The sequence below is a fragment of the Spirochaetota bacterium genome, from assembly GCA_034190085.1.
GTDB lineage: Bacteria > Spirochaetota > UBA4802 > UBA4802 > JAFGDQ01 > JAXHTS01.
Genome location: JAXHTS010000085.1, coordinates 1 through 22,148, shown reverse-complemented (window position 1 = coordinate 22,148; position 22,148 = coordinate 1). Strand labels below are relative to the sequence as shown.

Sequence of the window (22,148 nt, the reverse complement as noted above, 5' to 3'; positions counted from 1 at the left end):
TTGGGGTAAAAATATATGAAAGGATGATGTGTTATGAAAATAAGTGATCAGCTCAATCAAATCTTAATGGCGGCCTTCAATGAGGCAAAGATGAGGAATCATGAATATCTAACTCCTGAGCATATATTATACTCATCCCTTTTTTTTGAAGATGGGAGAAAAATTATTCAATCCTGTGGGGTGGATGTCGGTAAGATGAAGAAGATGATAGTAGATCATTTTACACAAAGGGTGCCAACTGTTCAGGATGTTGAGCCAATCCAATCTGTAGGATTTCAGAACATGATGGCTAGAGCTATATGGCATACAACATCTGCAGAAAAGGATGAATTGGACATTGGGGATGTTTTTATTGCCATGTTTGACGAAAAGGAGTCCTATGCCTCCTATTTTTTAAGCATAGAGGGCATAAACAGAATGGATATTCTGAGTTTTATATCCCATGGGGTGCCTGTAATTCCAGATGATTCATTTGTGACTGAAGAGACGGATAATGGGGATGAGGGGGAGAGTAAGAGCAAGGCCCTTCGTGCTTTTACCAATGAGCTTACAGAGAAGGCCAGAAGCGGGGTGATGGATCCTCTTATTGGAAGGGAGGATGTTATTGAGCGAACGCTTCAGGTTTTGTGCAGAAGGCTAAAGAATAATCCGATTCATGTAGGGGATCCAGGGGTAGGGAAGACAGCTATAACCGAGGGGTTGGCACAATTAATAGCGAAGGATGAAGTTCCCAGGTTGCTGAAAAATGTAAAGATATATTCTCTGGACATGGGGGCACTCCTTGCTGGCACAAGGTATAGGGGAGATTTCGAAGAGAGGCTGAAGAAGGTGTTGAATGAGCTTAAGAAGGAGAAGCATGTAATCCTCTTTATTGATGAAATCCATACAATAGTGGGAGCGGGCGCTGTTTCGGGCGGTTCAATGGATGCTTCAAATATATTGAAGCCGATATTGGCCTCTGGCGAGATGCGATGCATCGGTTCCACAACTTATGAGGATTATAAGAAACACTTTGAAAAGGATCATGCCCTCTCCAGGCGGTTTCAGAAGATTGAGATAATGGAGCCTACTGTTGAGGATACATTTCAAATACTATTGGGTCTTAGGGAGAGATATGAGCAGCATCATAAGATAAAATATGAGGATTCAGCGCTACACGCTGCTGCTGAACTCTCTGCTAAATACATCAATGACCGTTATTTGCCAGATAAGGCGATTGATGTGATTGATGAGGCAGGGGCTTTTGTTCGGATGCATAGCGTAGATGATGAAGAGACGACAATCGAGGTGGTTGATATTGAAAGGATTGTTGCTAAGATAGCAAGGATACCTGAAAAGAGTTTAACATCAACAGAGACCAATAGGCTTAAGAATCTTGAGAGAGAGCTACAGGGTATAATATTCGGCCAGGATCAGGCTATTTCGCGTGTTTGCGAGGCCATCAAGAGGAGTCGCGCAGGTTTTCGTGAACCAGAGAAACCTATAGCTTCCTTCCTCTTTGTAGGCCCAACCGGCGTAGGCAAAACAGAACTTACAAGACAGCTCTCAATAATTCTTGGTATTGCTCTTCACCGATTTGATATGAGCGAATACCAGGAGAAGCATACAGTAGCAAGACTAATAGGATCGCCTCCAGGGTATGTAGGCTATGAGGAGGGAGGGCTGTTGACGGATGCTATTAGGAGAAGTCCTCATGCTGTGCTTCTATTCGATGAGATCGAGAAGGCCCATTCGGATATTTTTAATACCCTTCTACAGATAATGGATTATGCCACCCTAACGGAGAATAGCGGCAAGAAGGTTGATTTTCGTAATGTGATAATTATTATGACTTCAAATGCCGGAACGAGAGAGATAGGAAAGCATATGCTGGGTTTTGAAGAGCGTAGGATTTCGGATGACGCAGTATCATCGGCTGTTGAGAGGATATTCTCCCCTGAGTTCAGAAACCGTCTCGATGATGTTGTTACCTTTAATGATTTGAGTGAACGGATTGTTCAGAAAATTGTAAAGAAGGCTATTGCTGAATTTAGCCTTCAATTGAAGGAGAAGAATATAAGCTTTGATGTTGCAGAGGAGTGCTTTGAATGGCTTGCTCAAAAGGCATATTCGCCGGATTTTGGCGCAAGAGAGGTGTCAAGGCTTGTTCAGGATAAGATCAAGAGCTTTTTTATTGATGAGGTGCTTTTTGGTAGATTGACTGATGGCGGGAATGCCCGTGCTGAGGTTGAGAATGATGATATAAAAATTACTATTGTGGATAATTAGACAATAATGATCTTTAAGCTAGGGAAGGAGAATATCTTTCCGCCAGTGCATCTTGCTGAAGAGAATGGGATACTTGCGGTTGGAGGAGATCTCTCCCCTGAAAGATTACTAGAGGCTTATAGATGCGGTATCTTTCCATGGTTCTCTGAGGGCGATCCCTACATCTGGTGGTCTCCGAATCCCCGGTTTGTATTATATCCCAAGGAGCTGGCTGTATCAAAGAGCATGAGAAAAGTTCTCAGGAGGGAGATCTTTCATATTACATATGACTTATGCTTTAATGATGTAATCCAGGGCTGCAAGATCGCAAAGAGAAGAGACCCTGGAACATGGATAACCGATGAAATGATGGCTGCCTATATCAAACTCCATGACCAGGGATATGCTCACTCGATAGAGGCGTGGAAGGATGGTGTGCTTGCCGGTGGTTTATACGGTGTTTCACTTGGTCGGTGTTTTTTTGGAGAGTCGATGTTTTCAAACTGCAGCAATTCATCAAAAGCAGCTTTCATCTCACTTGTTAGGAAACTAGGGGAATTGAGATTTATCATTGACTGTCAGGTATATACAGATCATTTACACAGCCTTGGAGCAAGAATGATTCCGAGATCAAGGTTTATCCAAATTTTAGATAAAGCGCTGCTATCTGAGACGTTAATAGGGAATTGGGGTTCTATGCCTTTTTTTTATTCATAATGATGAATACACAAAATCCTTCCCGATATTAAATTCCATCTAGACTGCCTATTTCGTTGAGCTGTTATTTTTTTAGCATTAAATTTAATTGACATAAAAAAAAATCAAAATGGATAATTGATATCAATATGATAGCGCCATATAGGGTGTAAATTAATTGAATATATTAATTTCATTGATTGAGGTGTAGGTTATCATTTGCTATATTCGTAATAGGTATGACTATTTATAATAATATTAAGTATCACTTTTGGAGAATATGATGAGCGGATCAGGGATCAAGAGGGATTTGGATGAAATAAACAAAAAGATAAGGGAAGGGAGCGTTGTGGTAGTCAATGCGGAAGAGATGACTAATATCGTTGCAGATGAAGGTCCGAAAAATGCATATAAGAAGGTTGATGTAGTAACAACAGGGACCTTTGGGACTATGTGTTCTTCTGGGGCTTTCATCAATTTTGGACATACAAAACCAAAAATAAAGGCATCTAAGGTGTGGTTTAATGATGTGGATGCCTATGGAGGGATTGCAGCGGTTGATTGTTATCTTGGAGCCACCCAGGTACAGGAGGATGATCCTTTAAACAGAGTCCATCCTGGAAGATTCAAATATGGTGGTGGTCATGTAATTGAGGATTTAATCTCAGGTAGGAGGGTCAAGCTTAAGGTGAAGGGTTATGGAACCGATTGCTATCCGCTTAGGGAATATAATGCTGAAGTGAAAATAAATGATTTGAGGGATGCTTTTCTCTATAATCCGAGGAATGCCTATCAGAATTATAATTGTGCTGTAAATCTATCTAATAGGACGATCTATACGTATATGGGAATACTAAGGCCAAATATGGGAAATGCAACCTATTCAAGCGCTGGACAACTTAGCCCGCTCCTTAACGATCCATTTTACTGGACTGTTGGTATTGGAACAAAGATTTTTCTTGGAGGCACGGTTGGGGTTGTTAGTTGGAGAGGCACCCAACATGCCCCTTTGGCAAAAAGGGGAGGAAATGGCATGGTAAGGGAAGGTGCCGGCACAATTGCAGTAACTGGAGATATGAAGGGGATGTCTCAAAATTTTATCAAGGGAGCCTCGTTAACAGGGTATGGATGTTCATTAATGGTTGGAATCGGAATACCCATTCCAATAGTAAACGAGGAGATGGCCTACTTTACTGGAATATCTGATCGCGATATCTACTGCCAGGTGGTTGATTATGGAACTGATTATCCAAACGCCATTGAGAGATCATTAGGGGAGGTCAGCTATGCTGAACTAAAATCTGGTAAAATTGAGATTATGGGAAAAACAGTACCAACTGCGCCGCTCTCCAGTTATCCTAAGGCTTTGCAGATAGCAGATATACTTAAAGGATGGATATCTGAAGGTTGCTTTAGTCTTGGCTCACCTCAGATATTTCTTCCATCAGCGCAATTCAAAGGCGATTTTTTTTAAATATACCATATTCTTACACAATAGAGAAGAGAAGGTATCTGCAATTATCCTATTAAACGATATGTGATATTTATGAGGTTTAGTAATAGATTTTATAGAGATTATTCAAATACATTGAGATGGAAGAGTTTTGGAGTAAGGGTTGAAACTACAGATCTCTTTATTAGAGCGAGAAAGGATCTTTCTGAATATGCTAAAGGGATAGTTGAACAGAATAGAGAGGAAATAAGAGAACACATCCTGAGACAGGATTGTTTTTTAACATCTTTACAGCCTGTGACAAGGTGTGAGGGTGTTCCGGCAATTATTGAGAACATGTATAGCGCATCTGAGATCGCAAATGTTGGCCCTATGGCTGCTGTCGCAGGGGCAATTGCAGAGTCTGTTGGAATGGAGTTGCTTGGTCAATCAGAGGAGGTCATAGTAGAAAATGGGGGAGATATCTACTTGAAGGTAGTTGAGCCGGTTGTAATATCAATTTATGTAGGTGATTCCCCCTTTTCGGGGAGGATTGGGATAAGAATTGATCCGGATGAAACTCCAATGGGTATCTGCACATCATCTGGAAAAATTGGGCACTCCATTAGCTTTGGGAGGGCAGATGCTGCCACAATCATTTCATACAATACAGCCCTATCAGACGCTGTGGCCACGGGCATGTGCAATATGGTAACAGCAGAAGATAATATTGAGACAGCGATTGAATATGCGATGAGCATTAGTAAAGTAAGGGGAGCGGTTGTGATTTATGGAGATAAGTTAGCAGCCAAAGGGGATGTGGAATTCGCAAATCCCTATTAACTTCCAATTAGTATGCTTTGTCTCTTTATCCCTGTTTATTGTGCAAAGATACTAATACCCGGATATAGCGACATAAAAGGAAAGATAAAATATTTTTTAATTGAATTTTTCCCAAAATGCCCTTTAATATATACTTAGGTAGATAAATATAGCGCATCGAAATTTTGAAAAATTAAAAGGATGTATTTATTCAAAATTTATGTTATTACAATTAAGCGCCACAATCCTGGATCGATGAAAAGGGATTAATCTAGGGATTGGTAATTTAGCTACACTAGTTTTTCAAATAATTACACGGATGTAATTATTTGAAAAACTCATATTAAAATTTAGTTAGCTGATACACATAAGGGTTATCTTGTGAAATACGATGACAAGAGGCTTCAGTATTTTCTCCACTTTCACTACCATCAATGAAAATAGAGGGCATGAAGCCGCCTAAGCAGTGAAGCCGATTTATACATCTTTTCAACTCATCCCTCAAACGCTGAATTCTCTTTGCTCATAACAAAACGATGTTAAATCGATTCATCTATTGAATAATAAGGGGGTGAATGCTATGAATAGAATACTATTAGCCTTATTTATTGCCCTTTTCCCAATATACTTTGTCAGTGGAGATGAAGAACCTGTAGCGGGGATTGGGTCTTCAGAGCTTGATGAAATCACACCAGCATCAGCAATCCTTTTTGTGAGGGTTTCAGGGCTTGATAAAACCATTGGCATTGTATCCTATATATTTAATAATATAATATTTAATGATTATTCAGTTGGAGTGACACAATGGGTTAATACATTCAAAAGGAAAACGGATATTGATATATATGATGTTCAATCCGTAAGAAAAGCGGGAATTGACACTAAGCGACCCTTAGCCTTGGCATGCCTGAAGGGTAAAGGGGAGTCGGAGGATATGCTTATATTTCTTCCTATAAAAAGCGATAACTTTTACCTGAAATTTATCAAGATAATTCAAAGGGCAAATACCAATAGATCCGATATCGATCTGGATCCGATTATTGCTTCTTACAAGAGACATAGAGTTGGTCAAGTATTGAAGGATATCTTTTTTACGACTGTTGATGATTATTTTATTCTTACCTCATCTGGAGGCTCAATAAAACGAATAATTGATTTAAAAGCTGGAGAGACAAATGAGATAAGCATTGTTGATGATCCACTCTACAAAGCATACAAGGGGAGGATTGAGAGGATAAGTGATATTAATATCTTTTTAAAGAGGGAGTTTGTTAAAGAGTATATATATAATAAGGATGTGGGGGGGAATAAATATAAAACCAGTTCATTAAAAGAGAAAGCCTTCATAAAAAAGCAATATATATCGGAAACTGAAAAAACAGATACAGGGCAAAGGGAATTTCCTAAAAGGGGGCAGATTAAAAAGGAGTCAAAATTGGATTCCATAAATTATATAGGCCTAAGCTTGAAGATTGAATCCACTGAAATAGACATTAAGGTTGATTTGGGAATGAATAACGAGAGTCTTTATGCAAAGACATTAAAGGAGATATTAAAGATAGGGATGGCAGGGAGGGCATTATATGTAGAGAATCCGCTTGTTTATTACTACTCCTCAATTGACACTAAGGTTCTTCAGAGCATATGGAAAAGAGGGAATAACGTAATGAGTGATGGGTATGATTTAACACTATTCACAAAAAATATTACGCATAGTTTTGGCATTGATTTGACAAATTATTTTGTCTCTTATCCGATTGATTTCTATAATTTTGTTATTGAAAAATCTAAGTTAGACAAGGGATTTGATAATTACATTATATTTTATCCATTGCAGGATAAATCTGAAAATAGTAAACTATGGAAGAGTATAAAAAAGGAGATGGATAAAAAGTATCGCAAGACTGGCAGATTTGGAGAGGAAGGAGGGGGTATTGATTCATTTTGGTATAAATCCCTACATGGGAATAAGATGAATTTTGTTGCTATAGATAGAGGATTTTGTATAGGAAACAATCTTCAATTCTTATACAGTACAATTAATACCATTGAGAAAAACATTTGTGATATGAATTACCGGCAATTTAAAAAAGTTGACAACCAAACCTTTTTTGTTTCTTATGTCAAATTCGATGAAGGGAACCAGTTTAAACAAATTTTAATGCTATTGACTAGTTCAAAACCAGCCCTTTATAGGTTGATAAACAGAATGAGAAGCGTATTCGTAATTGGAAAGAGGGTAGATAGCAACCTTTCCTTTGATATGAGGATAAATTTTTGTCAGTAACAGGTTTAAAGTAGGAATATCTCATATATATTGAGTAGTGCTGTTTGACTGTTATGTGGGATTTGCTGCACAAATAATAATAAATCTTCAATAGGCAGGCAAAACAGATAGGTTTCTGTTTAGTAGGATTAAACTAATAAACAGACTGAAAGCAATCAAATTGTATAAATGGCCGGACTAAGCTTATAGGTTTAATCAAGTGAAATATATATTCGGTCCAGTTAATTCAAGGAGACTCGGTCTATCTTTAGGTATTGATTTAGTCCCATACAAAACATGCACACTAAACTGTATATATTGTGAATGTGGGGAGACGAGCAATCTAACTTCAAGAATAGATGAATATGTGCCTACGGATGGGGTTATAGCGGAGCTAAGTGAATATCTATCGGTCAGACCAACCCTTGATGTGCTTACTTTTTCAGGCTCAGGGGAACCAACCCTTCATAGTGGTATTAAAAGGATAATCACTTTTTTAAAGGAGAGTTATTCAGAATACAGAGTCGCGCTTTTGACCAACGGAACCCTGTTCTATAATAAAGATGTGAGAGAATCAGTATTGGGCGCTGATATTATTATTCCATCAATAGATGCTATCAGTGAAGGTGTCTTTGATAAAATTACAAGGCCCATTTCAGGGATAGATGTAAAGACTGTGATTAACGGGTTGATTGAACTCAGGAAGGAGTATTGTGGTGAGATTATTCTTGAGATTTTTATTGTTCCTGGAATTAATGATCGTAGATCAGAAATTGAGGGAATTCGAGATGCTTGTTTAAGGATAAGACCTGACAGAATTCATCTCAATACACTTGACAGACCGGGTTCAGAGGAATGGATTGAGGCTGCTACAATAGATAGCTTACAGGAAATTAAATATAATCTAGCTCCCCTTGTGGTTGAAATAGTTGGCTCGCAGGACGCTTACAAGGATCACTGTAAACAAGCTGACGATATCCAATGTCGCGCTTCCTCTGTGCAGCATGTGCATCGACATTCTGTGCTCAACAATGATGAGATAGATGTTGGATTAAAGGAAGTATCAAAGGCTGTGCTCTCTACAATTGAACGAAGGCCATCAACCCTTAATGATTTATCGATTATACTTGGAATTGAAAAGCCTAAGTTAACAGAGTCGCTGCAATATCTATTGATAAATGATAAAATAGAAGAGAGGAGTACCAAAAGGGGTAGCTTCTATAGACTTAAGAGGGTAGGATTTAATTAAAGATATAGCATTATGTCTAATGTCCGGTAACTTATATGGTTCTATTTGCAATTATGTATACAAATTATATCACTTTCCGAGTAGTGATGATTAATGAATGATTATATTAGTGCAAATGGGAGGATGTATTGTTTTTTATATACAGAGTGTACAGATGAATTTGCGCTATGATTATGTGGTTTGGAGAAGGAAATGGTTACGAAAAACTTAGCAAGGGAAGAGATGCGTAAGACTCAGATTCTTGAAGCAGCCTATGAGGTAATTGCCCTAAAGGGGTGTAGTGATTTTACATTGGAGGATGTTGCTAATACAGCCGGTTTATCCAAGGGAGGAATTCTTCACTATTTTAAGACTAAAGAGGATATTTTAGTGAGCTTGCTTGTAATGATCTATACAGCGGTTGAGGATATTATTACAAAGAGAGCAGAAAGGTATAGAACTCCTGAAAGGAAGCTGAAAGCTATAATAATCGCCTATATTGTAGCAGCAAAGAGAAATCCAGCGATATATCCTGTTATGATTCATTTTACAGCACAAATGACCATAAATGAAAGAATAAAGGATATTAATAATAAGATCACTGAATTGATGTTCAATGAGATAAAGAAGGTTATTGAAATTGGTATTAAAAAGGGAGTCTTTAATAATGTAAACTCTTCCAATACAGCGTATGTCATCACATCTATGATCGCTGTTATTGCCATTCAATGGACTTTTAATAAGTCTCAATATAATATTGATCAGATGACACGAACCTGCTTAGCCATGATAATGGCATATCTGAAGAAATAAGGGTACATTAATTTAGAGGGATTTCAATTTTTGCGTATGTTTTTTCTCTACCATCAGTGGTTACGGTGAAATTGTGGGGATCAATGTCGATATTTTTAAGAAGCACCACAACCATTGACAGACCAAGACCCATGCCCTCAGCAACTGGATCTGGATTATCGAGATAAAATTCTGCTATGCTGTCGTAATGGTAGGATTTCTCTATTCTATCATTTATTCTTTTTAACTCCCTTGATGAGAGGCGCAGGTTGTTTACAACCTTAATGATCAGTGTGTCATCCTGCACCATTAAAAAAATTCTTGTGGATAGCCTCTTCTCCTTAACCTTTATTCCATACTCAAGCAAAGACTCCTCATTTAGAATTGTTCTTAATTTGTTAACCACTTCTATTATGTTATCTGGATCCTTGATTACTCCCTCGTCAATAAGTATCCTCTTTGCATTTGCCTTTATAGCATTTGATAATAACTCTTTAATACAGGAGTATAATGGTGTAAACCATTCATCTTTTTGATAATTCTTCAAAATTATTTGCAGAACCAGCTTAATTCTATCCTCTGTATCATCGAGCATGGAATAAGATAAGAATACAATATCATCTCCATTGTTTACTGCATTGATCAATTCTGTTTGAATATCCTGGTTTTTCAAGCAGTTATCCTCGGTAATTAATTAGATATTCCTACCACGCTAAATAAAGTCTGACGAAACTTGAGTTATTGAGTAATAGAAAAACCAATGTTTAATTGTAAATTCACATTTAAACAAAATGTGATGAGATATTGAAATAATAATTGATTTTTTTCAAGTATAAATTTTATTTAATAATCGTTAGGGATTAACCTTCGCAATCTCATCAAGATATAAATTCATATCAGATATGGAATGCGATGACTATTTATGATAAAAGTGATTTTTCGAATTTATAATAAGAGAAAGTGTAAGGAAAAGGAGATATAGATGATTGAGATTATTGTACCCTCGATTTCATCGGTTATAAGTATTACTGCCATTGGAGTTATCTTCGGATTTGTATTATCCTATGCAAAATTGAAATTGAAAGTAGATAAAGATCCTCGTTTTGCGTTAGTATTGGAGGCTCTTCCAGGCGTTAATTGCGGCGCATGCGGAGAAGCTGGGTGTGCTGGATATGCATCTAATATAATAGAAGGCAGCGTATCTTTGAACCTATGCCCGGTTGGAGGACCTGATGTAACCAATGAGATTTGTGATATCATGGGAGTTGAGGCTGAGATTGCTATTCCTAAGAAGGCGAGGGTATGCTGTCAGGGTAGTAGGGGTGCGACAAAAACTAAATTTATCTATGATGGACCCAAAAGCTGTTTAGCTGCTGGACAGATTAGGGGAGGATTTAAGGTATGCAAGTATGGGTGTTTAGGACTTGGAGATTGCGTGAACTCCTGCCCCTTTGGAGCAATTCGCATTTTAGAAAGCGGACTTCCATCTGTGGATTGGGAAGAGTGTACTGGATGTGGCAATTGTGTTGAGGCTTGTCCAAGGGGGATTATTACCCTCATTGATGAAGGTTTTGGGGTACATATTCTCTGTAATAATAAAGAAAAGGCTCCAATAATGAAAAAGGGGTGTTCCGTTGGTTGTATTGCATGTAAAAGATGCATCAAGGCGTGTAAAGAGGTCTTTACCGAGAATCCTGATATTGAGACGGCCATTGATGTAATCGATTTTCTTGCAGTTATTGATTATGATAAATGTATTAATTGCGGGAAATGTGTTGATATATGTCCACAGAATGTTATTAATTTTGATAGGGTTACTATATCAGTATAATGAAGTCAATCGATCAGATGACAGGCATGGAGAAGGTCGCTTCTCTCCTGATTGCCATTGGTCCTGATGCTGCTTCAAGGGTGTTGAAATATCTTGACGAGGATAGCATAAGGAAGATTGTTGTAGAGATAGCCAAAGTGGATAGCTTGTCAATTGAAGAGAAGGAGGAGATGATAGGCGAGTTTCTGCTAGAATTTAAGAGAAATCAGGGAACCCTGTCTGGTGGTGAAACTGTAGCACGAAATCTGCTTGTGTCGGCATTTGGTGAAGAGAAAGCGGAGGAGGTGTTCACTAAGCTGACGAGAAAGGATCTTGAGAGGGGTTTCGCCTTTCTAAGGGACGTCGATTCAGAAATATTAGCATCGTTTTTAGAAAACGAACATCTGCAAACCATAACTGTTACCCTTGCTTATTTATCTCCACATAAATCCGCTGAGGTTCTGAATAGGTTTCAACCGTATATTGCAAAAGAGGTTTCAAAGAGGATGGCCAGACTGGGGAAAACATCCCCTGAAGCTGTTCTTGAAATCGTGCGGTTTATCAAGAAGAAGTACGAAAAGCTTATAGAGTCTAGCAACAACTATGAAGCGCCAGATGGCGTGAATGCAATTGTTGATATATTAAATCGCATGAGTCTTGATCAGGAAAAGAGATTAATGGAGTACTTTGATACCACAATTCCACAGATCGCTGATAATATTAGAGAAAGAATATTTTCCTTTGAAAACGTTGTAAACCTGAGCCATCAGGAGGTTCAAATACTCATTGATGAGGTGAATGATGATCATATCATTTCAAAGGCGCTCAAAGGGGCGGGAGATGAGATCAGATTCAAGTTTTTGAGAAATATGAGCAGAAATAGGGCAACAGATGTTCTATCCGATATGTTCAACATGGGTCCTTTGAGCTTGGCTGAAATAAAGGATGCCAGGCATATGATTGCATCAATCATGATAAGCCTAAATGACAATGGCATGATAAACATCAGGAAGGAACGGGAAAAATATGTTGAGTGAGGAATTGAGTCAAAAAATCACTGTTACTTGTCGGAGATTGCGATGGTTCCATCCTTCTCAATCCTTTTATAGAGACTCTTGACCTTTGTCCTTATTTCATTCATCCTTTTACCGCTATATAATAACATTACCTTGTCTACATAGTCTACTGTTGAACTGATGGGAGGAATCTTCATCGCTTTCTTCACCCTTCCGATTCCAGCGTGGTAAGCTGCGAGAGAAAGGGGGATATCATTATTAAAATATACTATGATGGATTTTAGGTGTTTTATGCCGGCTTTTAGATTCTCTTCTGGATTCAATGGATCTTTAACATCGTAGTATCTTGCCACCTCCTGCATAATCTGCATAAGTCCCATGGCTCCAGCCTTTGAAACTGCATCAGGATTAAAATTGGATTCTATCTTGATTATGCATTTTATTAGGTAAGGGTCTGCTCCCTCCTTTTTAGATATCCTATTGATGAGTTTATTATACGGACTCTTGGATAGAGCCCTTTTGTGCTGATCAATGTCTTTTTTCTCTTCTGAATAATATTCAATGGTGCCGTCCTTCAGTATCTTCTTTTTTATTTCAGGGTATACCAAGGATGTAATAATGAAATGTAGAATGAGAATTAAGAGTGTTGCCGGAATTCGAGTATTTGCTATCATAATATAACGGTAGGGTATTCTTATCTATGTGAATTGTAAAGGCTTTTTATGATAACTGTTACTGCTTAACCCCTGTTGATGCTGGTCTGTTGTTTATATAAACATTTATTAATGATATTTGGATTTGATTAGGATATTAAGTGCATATAAAAGATCTGAAGATGATAATTTTTACTTGTGGATTCCCGAATTAATTGATATTAGATCTTACCTGTTAAAAATTACTCATAGTTGATTTATTAGTGGGTGATCTGAGAGCAATATTGCAGAACAAGTCGTATAATACTGCAGATAAATATATGACCACTCAAAAAGAGATAATAAATATCGCAAAGGGGCTTATTGGAAATAAAAATTATCGTGAGGCAGAAGGTGTTCTCTTCGAGGCTCTGGAGATGAATCCCTCTGATCCATATATTATTGGGCTTTTAATTGATTTATATATCAAGATGGAAAGACTTGATGATGCAGAAAAGAATGTGGAGTTAATATTAAAAGGTGAACCTGATAGCATATATGCCATAAAGAGAAAGGGCGATATATTGGCTAAAAGGGGGAGATATGATGATGCGCTGACGTTATTCCTTGACATTATCAAACGAAATGATAATGATTACTTTTTAATAAAGAGAATCGCTAGGACCTATTATCTCAAGAATGACCTTATAAAAGCCTTGGAATATGCAATCATTGGAAGAGATAAATTCCCTGATAGGGCTGATATCCATTATCTTCTTTTTCAGATCTATGATAATCTTTCAGATCTAGATAGGGCTGAAGAGGCAATAAATAGAGCCCTACAGCTCGATCAGAATAACAAATTCTATTATTCACAGAAGTTGTCTCTAAGACTAAGGGAAAGGAATTTGGGTTCATCAAATATTCAGGAGTTAATGGATATATCTGATGATGAAAATCCTCATCTCCTGAAGCTATTCGCGGATAGCTTAAAGGGTGAGGGACGGTTTGATGAGGCAGTAGAGATATATAAAAGATTGATCTCTATTGATGGAAGCGAGTTTAATCAAAGGGGTCTTGCCTACTTATATTACAGGATGAAGGAATACACCAGGGCCTTTAATATCTTCATCAGTCTGTCAGATCCCAACTTTAGGGACAACATCTTCCTTTCTACTATTATTGCCTCAGCTAAATCAATAAATGATAAAAAGGAGCTAATACAACGGATGCTTCAGCTTGCTGAAGGATCCGGACAATACGCTAATCTATGGAGTAGAATTAAGAAATTAGGCAAAGAGATTGAGGATGAGGAGAATTTGTGACATAATAGAAGTGCCGGAAGTGGAAACGGTAATACAGGTTTCAGCGGCTGAAGGCATGAGCGAGGAGGAACTTCACAAGAGGATTGTGTTATCCTTTGTTATAACCGAGGATATTTTGCGCGCCCTTGAAGCTATCCTATTCACAGTGCGAAAGGGTGAGGGATGCGGTTTTATAATAAAGGGGAACTATGGTTCTGGGAAGAGTCATCTGCTTGCATTTCTCTCTGCGCTCCTCAAATTTCCGCAGATGATGGATACTATTAGGAGGGCGAGCCCGGAAATTGCGACTTATAAGACCGATCTAATTGATAAACGAGTATTTCCGGTTTCTATTACCCTAACCGACTACTCCGTTTCAAACAGCCTTGCGGAGATTGTGGCTGAGAAGATATCTGCGGCTCTACAGAGGGATGGAATAGGGGAGTCTGTATGGGATGCTGAGAGGGTTGTCTCTGATTTTGAAAAGATTATTTTGCCAAACATAGAGGAAGAATTTTTAGACTACCTTAAATCCATAAAAGTTGATGATTTAGGGTTACTTCCCCTGGCAGGTCAGTCAAATGTGATTTTCGGCTTTTTAAAGGAATATAATATTCCCTTTAGACCATTTTATGATTATCAGGATATTTTTAAGAATATTGGAGAATTGCTATGCGAAAGATATCCTGGGGGAATGTTTTTGCTTATTGATGAGCTATCTGAGTTCTTAAGGGCAAGAAATAGGGGCGATCTTGTCTCAGAGGATATAAGATTCATACAGTTTTTGGGCGAGAGGGCAAGAGAGACGAATTTAAGGATTGTGATGTCAATGCAGGAAGCGATAGAGGAGGTTGCTGAAATTTCTACTGATGGGCTTAATCGTATAAAAGATCGCTATCCAGTTAGAATAAACCTAACATCGATTCATCTTAGAGAGTTAGTGGAAAGGAGGCTTTTGCTAAAGAGTAACGAGACAATTAATTTTATTGATGACGTCTATATTTCCATTGCAGACTCCTTTCCTGAATGGGAAATATCCAAGGAGGATTTCCGATCAATATATCCTGTGCATCCCGCAACATTCAAAATGCTTGAGGGTATCACGGGCATCTTCTCGAAGACACGTGGTATGGTCGATTTTATCTATACTGAGATCAAGGGAGATCCTATTCGAGGTTTTTCAGGTATCATTAATGAGAGCGCTGATACGCTTTTATATCCTGACCGCATATTCGATCACTTTAGAAATAATCTTGAGGAGAGTATTGAGTATAATAAGCTAATGACCAGTGTGTTTTCTGCTTTTGAGAGGGAGATCCCGAACATATTTACTAAATCAGATGACAGAAATGTAGCAATTCGCGTCATTAAGCTTATATTACTCTTTCAAATTTTGCCAGGTGTGGGAAGGCCAACGGCTATGGAACTGGCGCATCTCGTTTTTGAGGCAAGGATCAAGCTTGACCCGGAATACAATTATACCTTTATCAGGGAAAAGATACTAAGGGAGATGGAGATGAAATGCGGCTATCTCGGTGTTGAGAGGGGCACATCTCCAGTAAGGGATAGATTTTATTTACAATTTGAAGAAAGCCTTATAGTCCTTTTTGAGAGCAAGGTTAGGCAATTTATAGCAAAGAATGTAAATATTGAGAAACAGGCGCTTTGGTTTTTTATCTCTCGTCTTCAGGATAAAGCTTTGCCCCTGTTTGATTTTAAGGGCGATGATGGTGTGGTAGGGATTCCTTTTGAGAATACTCTAAGGGAGGGACGCGTTTATCTTAAAGATATTGGGAAGATATCAGATGAAGAGTTAGCCACAATTGATAGATATTTGAGTGAGGATGAGTATGATTTTATCCTCTTTCTAGGTTTCCCCGTTATGGATGGTGGGATTGTGGATAAATTTGCGGCATTGAGTACAGCGGTTGTATCTCCGCTGAAGGATAATATTGTCTTTTGGAAGCCGCAGATGCCATCAGAGTCAGAATTTGATTTGCTGCTCAATGCCTATGCCAGGATTGTTGTGTTTGAAAGGAATTATAGCAAGGATAATCAGGAAAGGGGAGTGAAGGTTTTAACTGATATTGTGAAGGATGCTGAAGAAAAGGCTTTCCGAGTTATCAAGAAGCTGTATTCATCCGGGAATCTTTCCTTAATTAAGGAGGGAGTCGTAACTACAGGCGAGGTGCTACTTACTGGCACATTTGAGAAGACAGTAGAGTTGATGATTAAGGATTTGTTAAGGGCAGCCTTCCCCTCTCATTCCAGGGTTATGCCTGGTTTTGAGATTGAATCCATTGAAACATATAGACAGATTATCCTTTTATTCAGGGAGAGGGGGGAGGTTGACTTTAATTTTGAGGCAAGCAGGGTCATGAAAAACGCTGTTGATGCATTGCTAAAGAACAGCGGGCTTTTAAAGATCCTTCAGAATGTCTATAGAATATCGCCGGATCCCTCAAAAAATATATTCATCAAGGATCTCCTTTACGAAATTGAACAGACCAAGGGTTCATTTAATGATCTTTACAGGATCTTTAGAAAGGGTAAGTATGGGATACAGAGGGAACTCTTTACCCTGTACCTCTTTTTTCTCTCCTATTCAGGATTTATTACCATAGAAAAATCTGGAAGATCTCTAAGACCTGAAAGGCTGGATCCATTAGTAATTGGTTCCTCTGATGCTATATATACCGGGGAAGAGATTTCCTCGCTTTTTATTGAAAATTACAGCATGCTTGAGCCATTTACCTTGAATTTGAGTTCAAAGAATATTCATCTTCAAACACAAAAGAGGATATGGGATGAGTTGGTTGAGTTTAAGAGGAACCAGGAGAGCAACATAAGGGAGAGCTGGGCAAGTCTTGACACATTGGAGGAATACTCCCTTTTCAGGGAGAATAAAATTGATAGGATTAGAGATTCTTATGACAGGCTCATTGGTTTTATGTCAAACATAAAGGTGAGCAAACCCTCCAGAGAGGGGCTGGACATTCTTATAGAGTCTATGGGGACAAAATCATATCTACAAGAGGACATGGAAATTGATAGTCGATTCAGATTTTTTTTGCAGAATGAGCTTGATCAATTGATTTTCATATATGCCTATTTAACTGATCACGAAATTTATCTTGGAGAGGAGGAGAGACTAAAGAGTGATTTTTTGCTGCTTTTAGATTGCTTTAAAAGAATAGAGAATCTGATTATTGATAATCAGATCAGGATTATAATAGATAGGTTTAACGAGTTTAAGGATGACTATAAACTTAATTATTTTAAAGCGCATGAAAAGATTCATACATCTGAAATTATAGAAGAGGTTGATAAGATAAAACTTACTCCCCCTTATAGAGCCTTGGCCAATCTTTCCAGAATTGATACAATATCAGTTAAGGATGATCTTATAAGGATTGATACCCTAATGAGGGAAGCGAGTATGTCAGTCTGTCGAAGGTCTGTCTCAAAGGAGCTTGATCATAAGCCCTACTGTGATTGTAGACTAAAGGGTAGTGAGTTAAGGATTGATATTACACAGATTCAATGCATAGCCAGACGAGGTATTGAGCAGTATATCCATGCTTTAAATCATGCGACAAATAGGAGTAAGATCATAAATTATGTGGGGGCGCTTTTCTCCAGTGGCGATGTTGATAAAAGAGACGCATTAAAGGAGATCATGGAGCTTGACCCAAAGAGGACAAGCGATAATGATCTTTTGCGGATTGCAAACATGGAGACCATTAGCCTATTAAATAGGGCGTTGTCGGGTAACATCAAGATTGTGAGGAGGAGAATAAGGGATTTTTACAACTCAATCTATGGAAGGCGGTTCAGGAAGAATGAGTTGATGCGGATATTCAATGAATGGATTGAAGCGGATTCGGGTGACGGAAGAGAGGAGTTGATCTTCGAAATAGTGGGATTGAATGAAGACAGAAAGACATCGTTGCCCGCTCTCCTTATGGAGGAGCTTAATCGCATTATTAGTGTTGATGATGAAGCAGCTAAAGTACAAGCCTTTGCCCTTGCATGGCTGCTCTATGATGTTGAGAATGGAGCGCATTTTGACATAATTAAAAGGGTGTTATTTATTGATCTTGATCTCCATCAGGTATCCTCAGCGATTGAGATTGGAAGAGATATATTAAAGTCAGATGTTTGTTGGGATGAGTTTTTTAGGGAGGACACTATAGTCGAGGTGTTTAATCTTCTATGCGTAAAGGAGATGAAGCCTGAGGGGCTGCATGCTCTATTCAAGTCAGCTAGTGGATTCAGGTTTATCCGTGATAGGATTATTGAGTTGATTATAAGGGAAGGGATAAAGATTACGAAAGATATTACCAGTGGAATGCAATTCGATGATTCCCCCCATTCTAGCATTCTTTTGTCAATTTTTATGCTCGATGCCTCGCTTAAAAAATATTATCAAGAGAGTTGTAAAAAAGAGATTTTTAATAAAGATTATCTCTTTTCAGCTTTTGAGTCGCTCTTTTTGTTTGAAAAGATTGGATGGCTCTCCTTAAATAACAATATACTAATTGATATTATTCAGGAAAAGATTACCAGGCAGGGGAGGGAGATAAGGGGTGATTGTGATGAATATTTTAAAATGAATTTTCGGAATTGGGAGAAGGATGATAACCTGGATATAGGTTTTTTTATTGATCAACTTGCCAGCCCTATGTGGATTTTTTTTATATTCGATTCTCTCAGGGTGGATCTTTTTTTACAATTAGAAAAAAGGATTCAGGACAATTCATTGCTCAAGCTCAAGGATAGGAGGCTTTTCCTAAGCGCTTCTCCCTCTGACACATTAACCTTTCGAAGAAATCTCTTTTCTGATGTGGAGTTAGTAGAGAGCGGACTCATTTTTGAATCCCGAGGCAGTAAATGGATGTTTATTAGCGCTGCAGAACGAGAATATAAAAAAGAGAAGTTATGGAAGATCTTTGCTAATAATGAAGAGATGCGAATAATTGTATCATTTACTTCCTTAGATGAAAAGATTCATTCAACAAAACAGGGAATCATTAGCCTCTCAGAGGAGCTTTTGTTATTTTGTGATGAGATTTTTATCCCCTTGCTGAAGGGGATCCCCAAAGATCGTAAGGTATGCATTCTCTCTGATCATGGTTTTATTGAAAGGGGAGATTATCTGGAGAAAAATGAACCGAGATACACTCATGGAGGGAATTCATTTTATGAGAGAATAATACCCCTTGCCCTTTATGAGAGGAGATGAGTTTTCGATTGAAAATAGGATTTGCCGAGAATGCATGATCGCTGAGTGATTGGATTAAATCTCCAGTACCTTTGAGTATTTTCTATGACAGGCAATTAGAGATATATCATTTTTTGCTCTTTCACTGTTGAGGTTGCTGATATTCCATAATGGTGACCAGGCCAGATTATTGTTTCATCAGGAAGAGTGAGTATCCTCTTTTTAATTGAGAGTATTATTTCATTGTGATTTGCCCCCAGGAGGTCAGTTCTTCCCAACCCTTCAGTAAAGAGGGTGTCCCCAGTAAAGATGTGTCCGTTCAAATATATACAGATGCTGCCCTTTGTATGACCAGGGGTGTGAATTACCTTTAATTTAATATCCCCGATCTCTATTTCGTCTCCATCATCCAAATACTTAACAGGATCTGGGGATGTCATACCCCCCATCATTCTAGATAGCAATCGGTTTATTCTGCTTCTCAATTTTCGTTCATCAAATCTATGAATAAGTAATCCAGCATTTGTTTTATCAACTACATATGAATTCCCTGATATATGATCGAAATGGCCGTGTGTATTTATTATCCATTTTACATTTATTCTATGTTCATTCACCTTTTCAAATATTTTATGAAAATCGCCTGCAGGGTCAATCAAAACTCCTTCCCGAGAATCCTCTTCACCAATGAGGTAGCAAAAGACAAGCATCCCTGTAACTAGTATCTGCTCAATAATCATAATCAAAAGCTACTTTATTCTAAAAAAATAGATTGGAGTCTTTGTATAAGACTAATTCCTTTTTTGGCAAGATAATTTTTAATTAACAAAAATTTTTCTTGAGACTTTTGAGGGAGTCCTCACTTTTGAAAGCATTTTTAGATTTCTATTCCTTCTATAATAAGGTTCTGACTAATGCTTGAACTTTTAAATTCGTAACTACTCAGCTATATAGAAAAAAGATAACAAACAACTTATAATGTACTGAATAGTAATATTTTTTAATAAGCAAAAAATCAGAGGTGTTCATAAATATTCAAGATAACTAACATTTTATAGAAATTGTTAAGAAAAAACAAGCATAGCTGAGTAGTTACTTAAATTCTTGACATATATACAAAGTTAATCTAATATTTGGCCTCCATCATGAGAAAATGAGTAATGTGAATAATAAAAATTTGTTAATCTTTCTCTTTAAAATAATTCCCAAGGCCCTTGTTTCAAGAATCGTAGGCGGCCTTGCGGAAATATCATTGCCTAAATTTATATTACATCCCTTAATAGAGTTTTTCTGCAGTAAATATGGAGTTAATAAGGATGAAATTTTCGTCCCAGAGGGCGGTTTTAGATCCTTTGATCAATTCTTCACAAGGAATCTTAGGGAAGGTGTACATATATTCGATTCTTCAGAGGCTTCCGTCATCTCTCCGGTGGATGCTGTAGTAGATCAATTCGGTCAAATAAATCATACAAATCTGATTCAGGCAAAGGGCATTGAGTATTCCCTTAGAGATCTAATCCCTTCTGAGAGTTGTATAGATTATACTGATGGTGCTTTTATGACACTCTATCTCTCCCCAGCAGACTATCATCGTATTCACTCGCCGGTTAGTGGCAGAGTTGTTGGGTGTTTCCATATCCCTGGAAAGCTTTTTACTGTTCAGGACTATATGGTCAATGGTCTTAAGGGATTATTCACCATAAATGAACGTTTTATTAGCTACATTATGGGTGATTATGGCATGGTAGCTGTATGCAAGGTTGGAGCGATGAATGTGGGAAGGATTAGCCTAAGTTATTCTGATAAAGTAACCAATAAAGCGTTCAGGAAGAGATGTGAATTATTATTTCATCAAGACTCACAACCTGAGATCAGTAAAGGCGAGGAACTGGGCATTTTTCATCTTGGATCAACTGTTATTCTACTCTTTCAGAAGGATGCTGTAAAATTTGAAGATATTATAATTGGTACAAAGGTTAGAGTAGGTGAGAGGATCGCTTCCTTTCTCTAAACTCTTGGAACACGTTGATATACCATGGATAATAGCTACCCGCAAATGTTTGAAATGAAGACTTCAATATTGCGTTATGATATCGACAAATCAATCCTGTTATGTATGTCCAATAACAAAAAGCTCTGGGCTAAAAAGCTTATGAGTGTAGGTTGTCTTTCCAATATAATTGAAGATGATGATAAATATTATATTGCTTGTGAGTCCGGAGAGCTTAATGGACAACTCCTCGCTCTTCGAAAGGTGAATGGATCAACCGCATGGTTCATTCCAGGAAAATCTTTTTTACAGATTATCTTTGAGAGATATCTCTATCTCATTTTTGTAGACGGAGATGAGCATCATTACCTGTTAAAGGTTAATAGAAGGAATGGGAAAGTCAGATGGCATCATTATGTTAATCATGACTTGTGTGAATACAGGTTCACTCTCAATATGATTCAACTCTCCTATGCGTCAGGTAGGAGTGAGTCATTATCCCTAAAAAATGGCAGACAAATATAATCGTTTATGAATAAGCTATATTTTGTATCGATTGGCGTTGGGTATAAATTATAAATTTAACTACCAGCTATGCTGGTAAGTTTGGAAGAGTTCCACCTATTATTAGCTTAAAAAATTATTAGTTTAGAAGAAGTTAAAAATTTTTCCTCCTGAACAAAAATATG

Annotated in this window: 16 protein-coding genes; 13 read left to right on the top strand and 3 right to left on the bottom strand. The window is 37.8% G+C overall.

Annotation, left to right across the window (positions count from 1 at the left end; all coding sequences use genetic code 11):
- The first annotated feature begins 33 nt into the window (after nt 1-33).
- The 7 genes from clpA to SVZ03_17445 all read left to right on the top strand — a co-directional run bounded on the left by clpA (nt 34) and on the right by SVZ03_17445 (nt 9,504).
- A complete protein-coding gene (gene clpA, locus SVZ03_17475) occupies nt 34-2,268 on the top strand; it encodes an ATP-dependent Clp protease ATP-binding subunit ClpA (protein ID MDY6935995.1) in 2,235 nt (744 codons plus the stop codon).
- A gap of 3 nt (nt 2,269-2,271) precedes the next feature.
- Nucleotides 2,272-2,964, top strand: a complete 693-nt coding sequence (aat, locus tag SVZ03_17470; GenBank protein ID MDY6935994.1) for a leucyl/phenylalanyl-tRNA--protein transferase — start codon at nt 2,272-2,274, stop codon at nt 2,962-2,964.
- Between the two features lie 262 nt (nt 2,965-3,226).
- Entirely contained in the window at nt 3,227-4,417 is a 1,191-nt protein-coding gene (locus SVZ03_17465) for a homocysteine biosynthesis protein (protein ID MDY6935993.1), read from the top strand.
- Nucleotides 4,418-4,489: 72 nt separating this feature from the next.
- Nucleotides 4,490-5,218 (top strand): UPF0280 family protein, encoded by a 729-nt coding sequence (locus SVZ03_17460; protein MDY6935992.1) that lies wholly within the window; start codon nt 4,490-4,492, stop codon nt 5,216-5,218.
- A 559-nt stretch (nt 5,219-5,777) separates the two neighbouring features.
- A complete protein-coding gene (locus tag SVZ03_17455) occupies nt 5,778-7,484 on the top strand; it encodes a hypothetical protein (GenBank protein ID MDY6935991.1) in 1,707 nt (568 codons plus the stop codon).
- A gap of 199 nt (nt 7,485-7,683) precedes the next feature.
- On the top strand, nt 7,684-8,712 hold the full coding sequence (locus SVZ03_17450; GenBank protein MDY6935990.1) for a radical SAM protein: 1,029 nt from the start codon (nt 7,684-7,686) through the stop codon (nt 8,710-8,712).
- A gap of 192 nt (nt 8,713-8,904) precedes the next feature.
- On the top strand, nt 8,905-9,504 hold the full coding sequence (locus SVZ03_17445) for a TetR/AcrR family transcriptional regulator (protein ID MDY6935989.1): 600 nt from the start codon (nt 8,905-8,907) through the stop codon (nt 9,502-9,504).
- Between the two features lie 7 nt (nt 9,505-9,511).
- On the opposite strand, the gene SVZ03_17440 is transcribed toward SVZ03_17445, so the two are convergent.
- Complete coding sequence (locus SVZ03_17440) at nt 9,512-10,156, bottom strand: hypothetical protein (GenBank protein ID MDY6935988.1); 645 nt, start codon at nt 10,154-10,156, stop codon at nt 9,512-9,514.
- A 309-nt stretch (nt 10,157-10,465) separates the two neighbouring features.
- On the opposite strand from SVZ03_17440, the gene SVZ03_17435 reads away from it, so the two are divergent.
- The gene (locus tag SVZ03_17435) at nt 10,466-11,314 is read left to right on the top strand and encodes an RnfABCDGE type electron transport complex subunit B (protein MDY6935987.1); all 849 of its coding nucleotides are present in this window, start codon (nt 10,466-10,468) and stop codon (nt 11,312-11,314) included.
- Nucleotides 11,314-12,330 (top strand): flagellar motor switch protein FliG, encoded by a 1,017-nt coding sequence (gene fliG, locus SVZ03_17430; GenBank protein ID MDY6935986.1) that lies wholly within the window; start codon nt 11,314-11,316, stop codon nt 12,328-12,330. The genes SVZ03_17435 and fliG overlap by 1 nt, the downstream gene beginning before the upstream one ends.
- A 23-nt stretch (nt 12,331-12,353) precedes the next feature.
- On the opposite strand, the gene SVZ03_17425 is transcribed toward fliG, so the two are convergent.
- Nucleotides 12,354-12,983 (bottom strand): lytic transglycosylase domain-containing protein, encoded by a 630-nt coding sequence (locus tag SVZ03_17425; GenBank protein MDY6935985.1) that lies wholly within the window; start codon nt 12,981-12,983, stop codon nt 12,354-12,356.
- A 299-nt stretch (nt 12,984-13,282) separates the two neighbouring features.
- Here SVZ03_17425 and SVZ03_17420 point away from each other — a divergent pair, with 299 nt between their 5' ends.
- The gene (locus tag SVZ03_17420; protein MDY6935984.1) at nt 13,283-14,266 is read left to right on the top strand and encodes a tetratricopeptide repeat protein; all 984 of its coding nucleotides are present in this window, start codon (nt 13,283-13,285) and stop codon (nt 14,264-14,266) included.
- Entirely contained in the window at nt 14,250-19,490 is a 5,241-nt protein-coding gene (locus tag SVZ03_17415; protein MDY6935983.1) for a DUF6079 family protein, read from the top strand. Before SVZ03_17420 ends, SVZ03_17415 begins: the two co-directional genes overlap by 17 nt.
- Nucleotides 19,491-19,585: 95 nt before the next feature.
- Here SVZ03_17415 and SVZ03_17410 read toward each other — a convergent pair whose 3' ends face one another.
- On the bottom strand, nt 19,586-20,209 hold the full coding sequence (locus SVZ03_17410; GenBank protein MDY6935982.1) for an MBL fold metallo-hydrolase: 624 nt from the start codon (nt 20,207-20,209) through the stop codon (nt 19,586-19,588).
- Between the two features lie 422 nt (nt 20,210-20,631).
- Here SVZ03_17410 and asd point away from each other — a divergent pair, with 422 nt between their 5' ends.
- The gene (gene asd / locus SVZ03_17405; protein MDY6935981.1) at nt 20,632-21,480 is read left to right on the top strand and encodes an archaetidylserine decarboxylase; all 849 of its coding nucleotides are present in this window, start codon (nt 20,632-20,634) and stop codon (nt 21,478-21,480) included.
- A 45-nt stretch (nt 21,481-21,525) separates the two neighbouring features.
- The gene (locus tag SVZ03_17400; protein MDY6935980.1) at nt 21,526-21,984 is read left to right on the top strand and encodes a hypothetical protein; all 459 of its coding nucleotides are present in this window, start codon (nt 21,526-21,528) and stop codon (nt 21,982-21,984) included.
- The last annotated feature ends 164 nt before the right edge of the window (nt 21,985-22,148 follow it).

Coding starts and splice junctions, on each gene's coding strand:
- clpA (MDY6935995.1), top strand. CDS start 34: ATGAAAATAAGTGATCAGCTCAATCAAATCTTAATGGCGGCCTTCAAT.
- SVZ03_17465 (MDY6935993.1), top strand. CDS start 3,227: ATGAGCGGATCAGGGATCAAGAGGGATTTGGATGAAATAAACAAAAAG.
- SVZ03_17460 (MDY6935992.1), top strand. CDS start 4,490: ATGAGGTTTAGTAATAGATTTTATAGAGATTATTCAAATACATTGAGA.
- SVZ03_17455 (MDY6935991.1), top strand. CDS start 5,778: ATGAATAGAATACTATTAGCCTTATTTATTGCCCTTTTCCCAATATAC.
- SVZ03_17445 (MDY6935989.1), top strand. CDS start 8,905: ATGGTTACGAAAAACTTAGCAAGGGAAGAGATGCGTAAGACTCAGATT.
- SVZ03_17435 (MDY6935987.1), top strand. CDS start 10,466: ATGATTGAGATTATTGTACCCTCGATTTCATCGGTTATAAGTATTACT.
- fliG (MDY6935986.1), top strand. CDS start 11,314: ATGAAGTCAATCGATCAGATGACAGGCATGGAGAAGGTCGCTTCTCTC.
- SVZ03_17425 (MDY6935985.1), bottom strand. CDS start 12,983: ATGATAGCAAATACTCGAATTCCGGCAACACTCTTAATTCTCATTCTA.
- SVZ03_17420 (MDY6935984.1), top strand. CDS start 13,283: ATGACCACTCAAAAAGAGATAATAAATATCGCAAAGGGGCTTATTGGA.
- SVZ03_17415 (MDY6935983.1), top strand. CDS start 14,250: ATGAGGAGAATTTGTGACATAATAGAAGTGCCGGAAGTGGAAACGGTA.
- SVZ03_17410 (MDY6935982.1), bottom strand. CDS start 20,209: ATGATTATTGAGCAGATACTAGTTACAGGGATGCTTGTCTTTTGCTAC.
- SVZ03_17400 (MDY6935980.1), top strand. CDS start 21,526: ATGTTTGAAATGAAGACTTCAATATTGCGTTATGATATCGACAAATCA.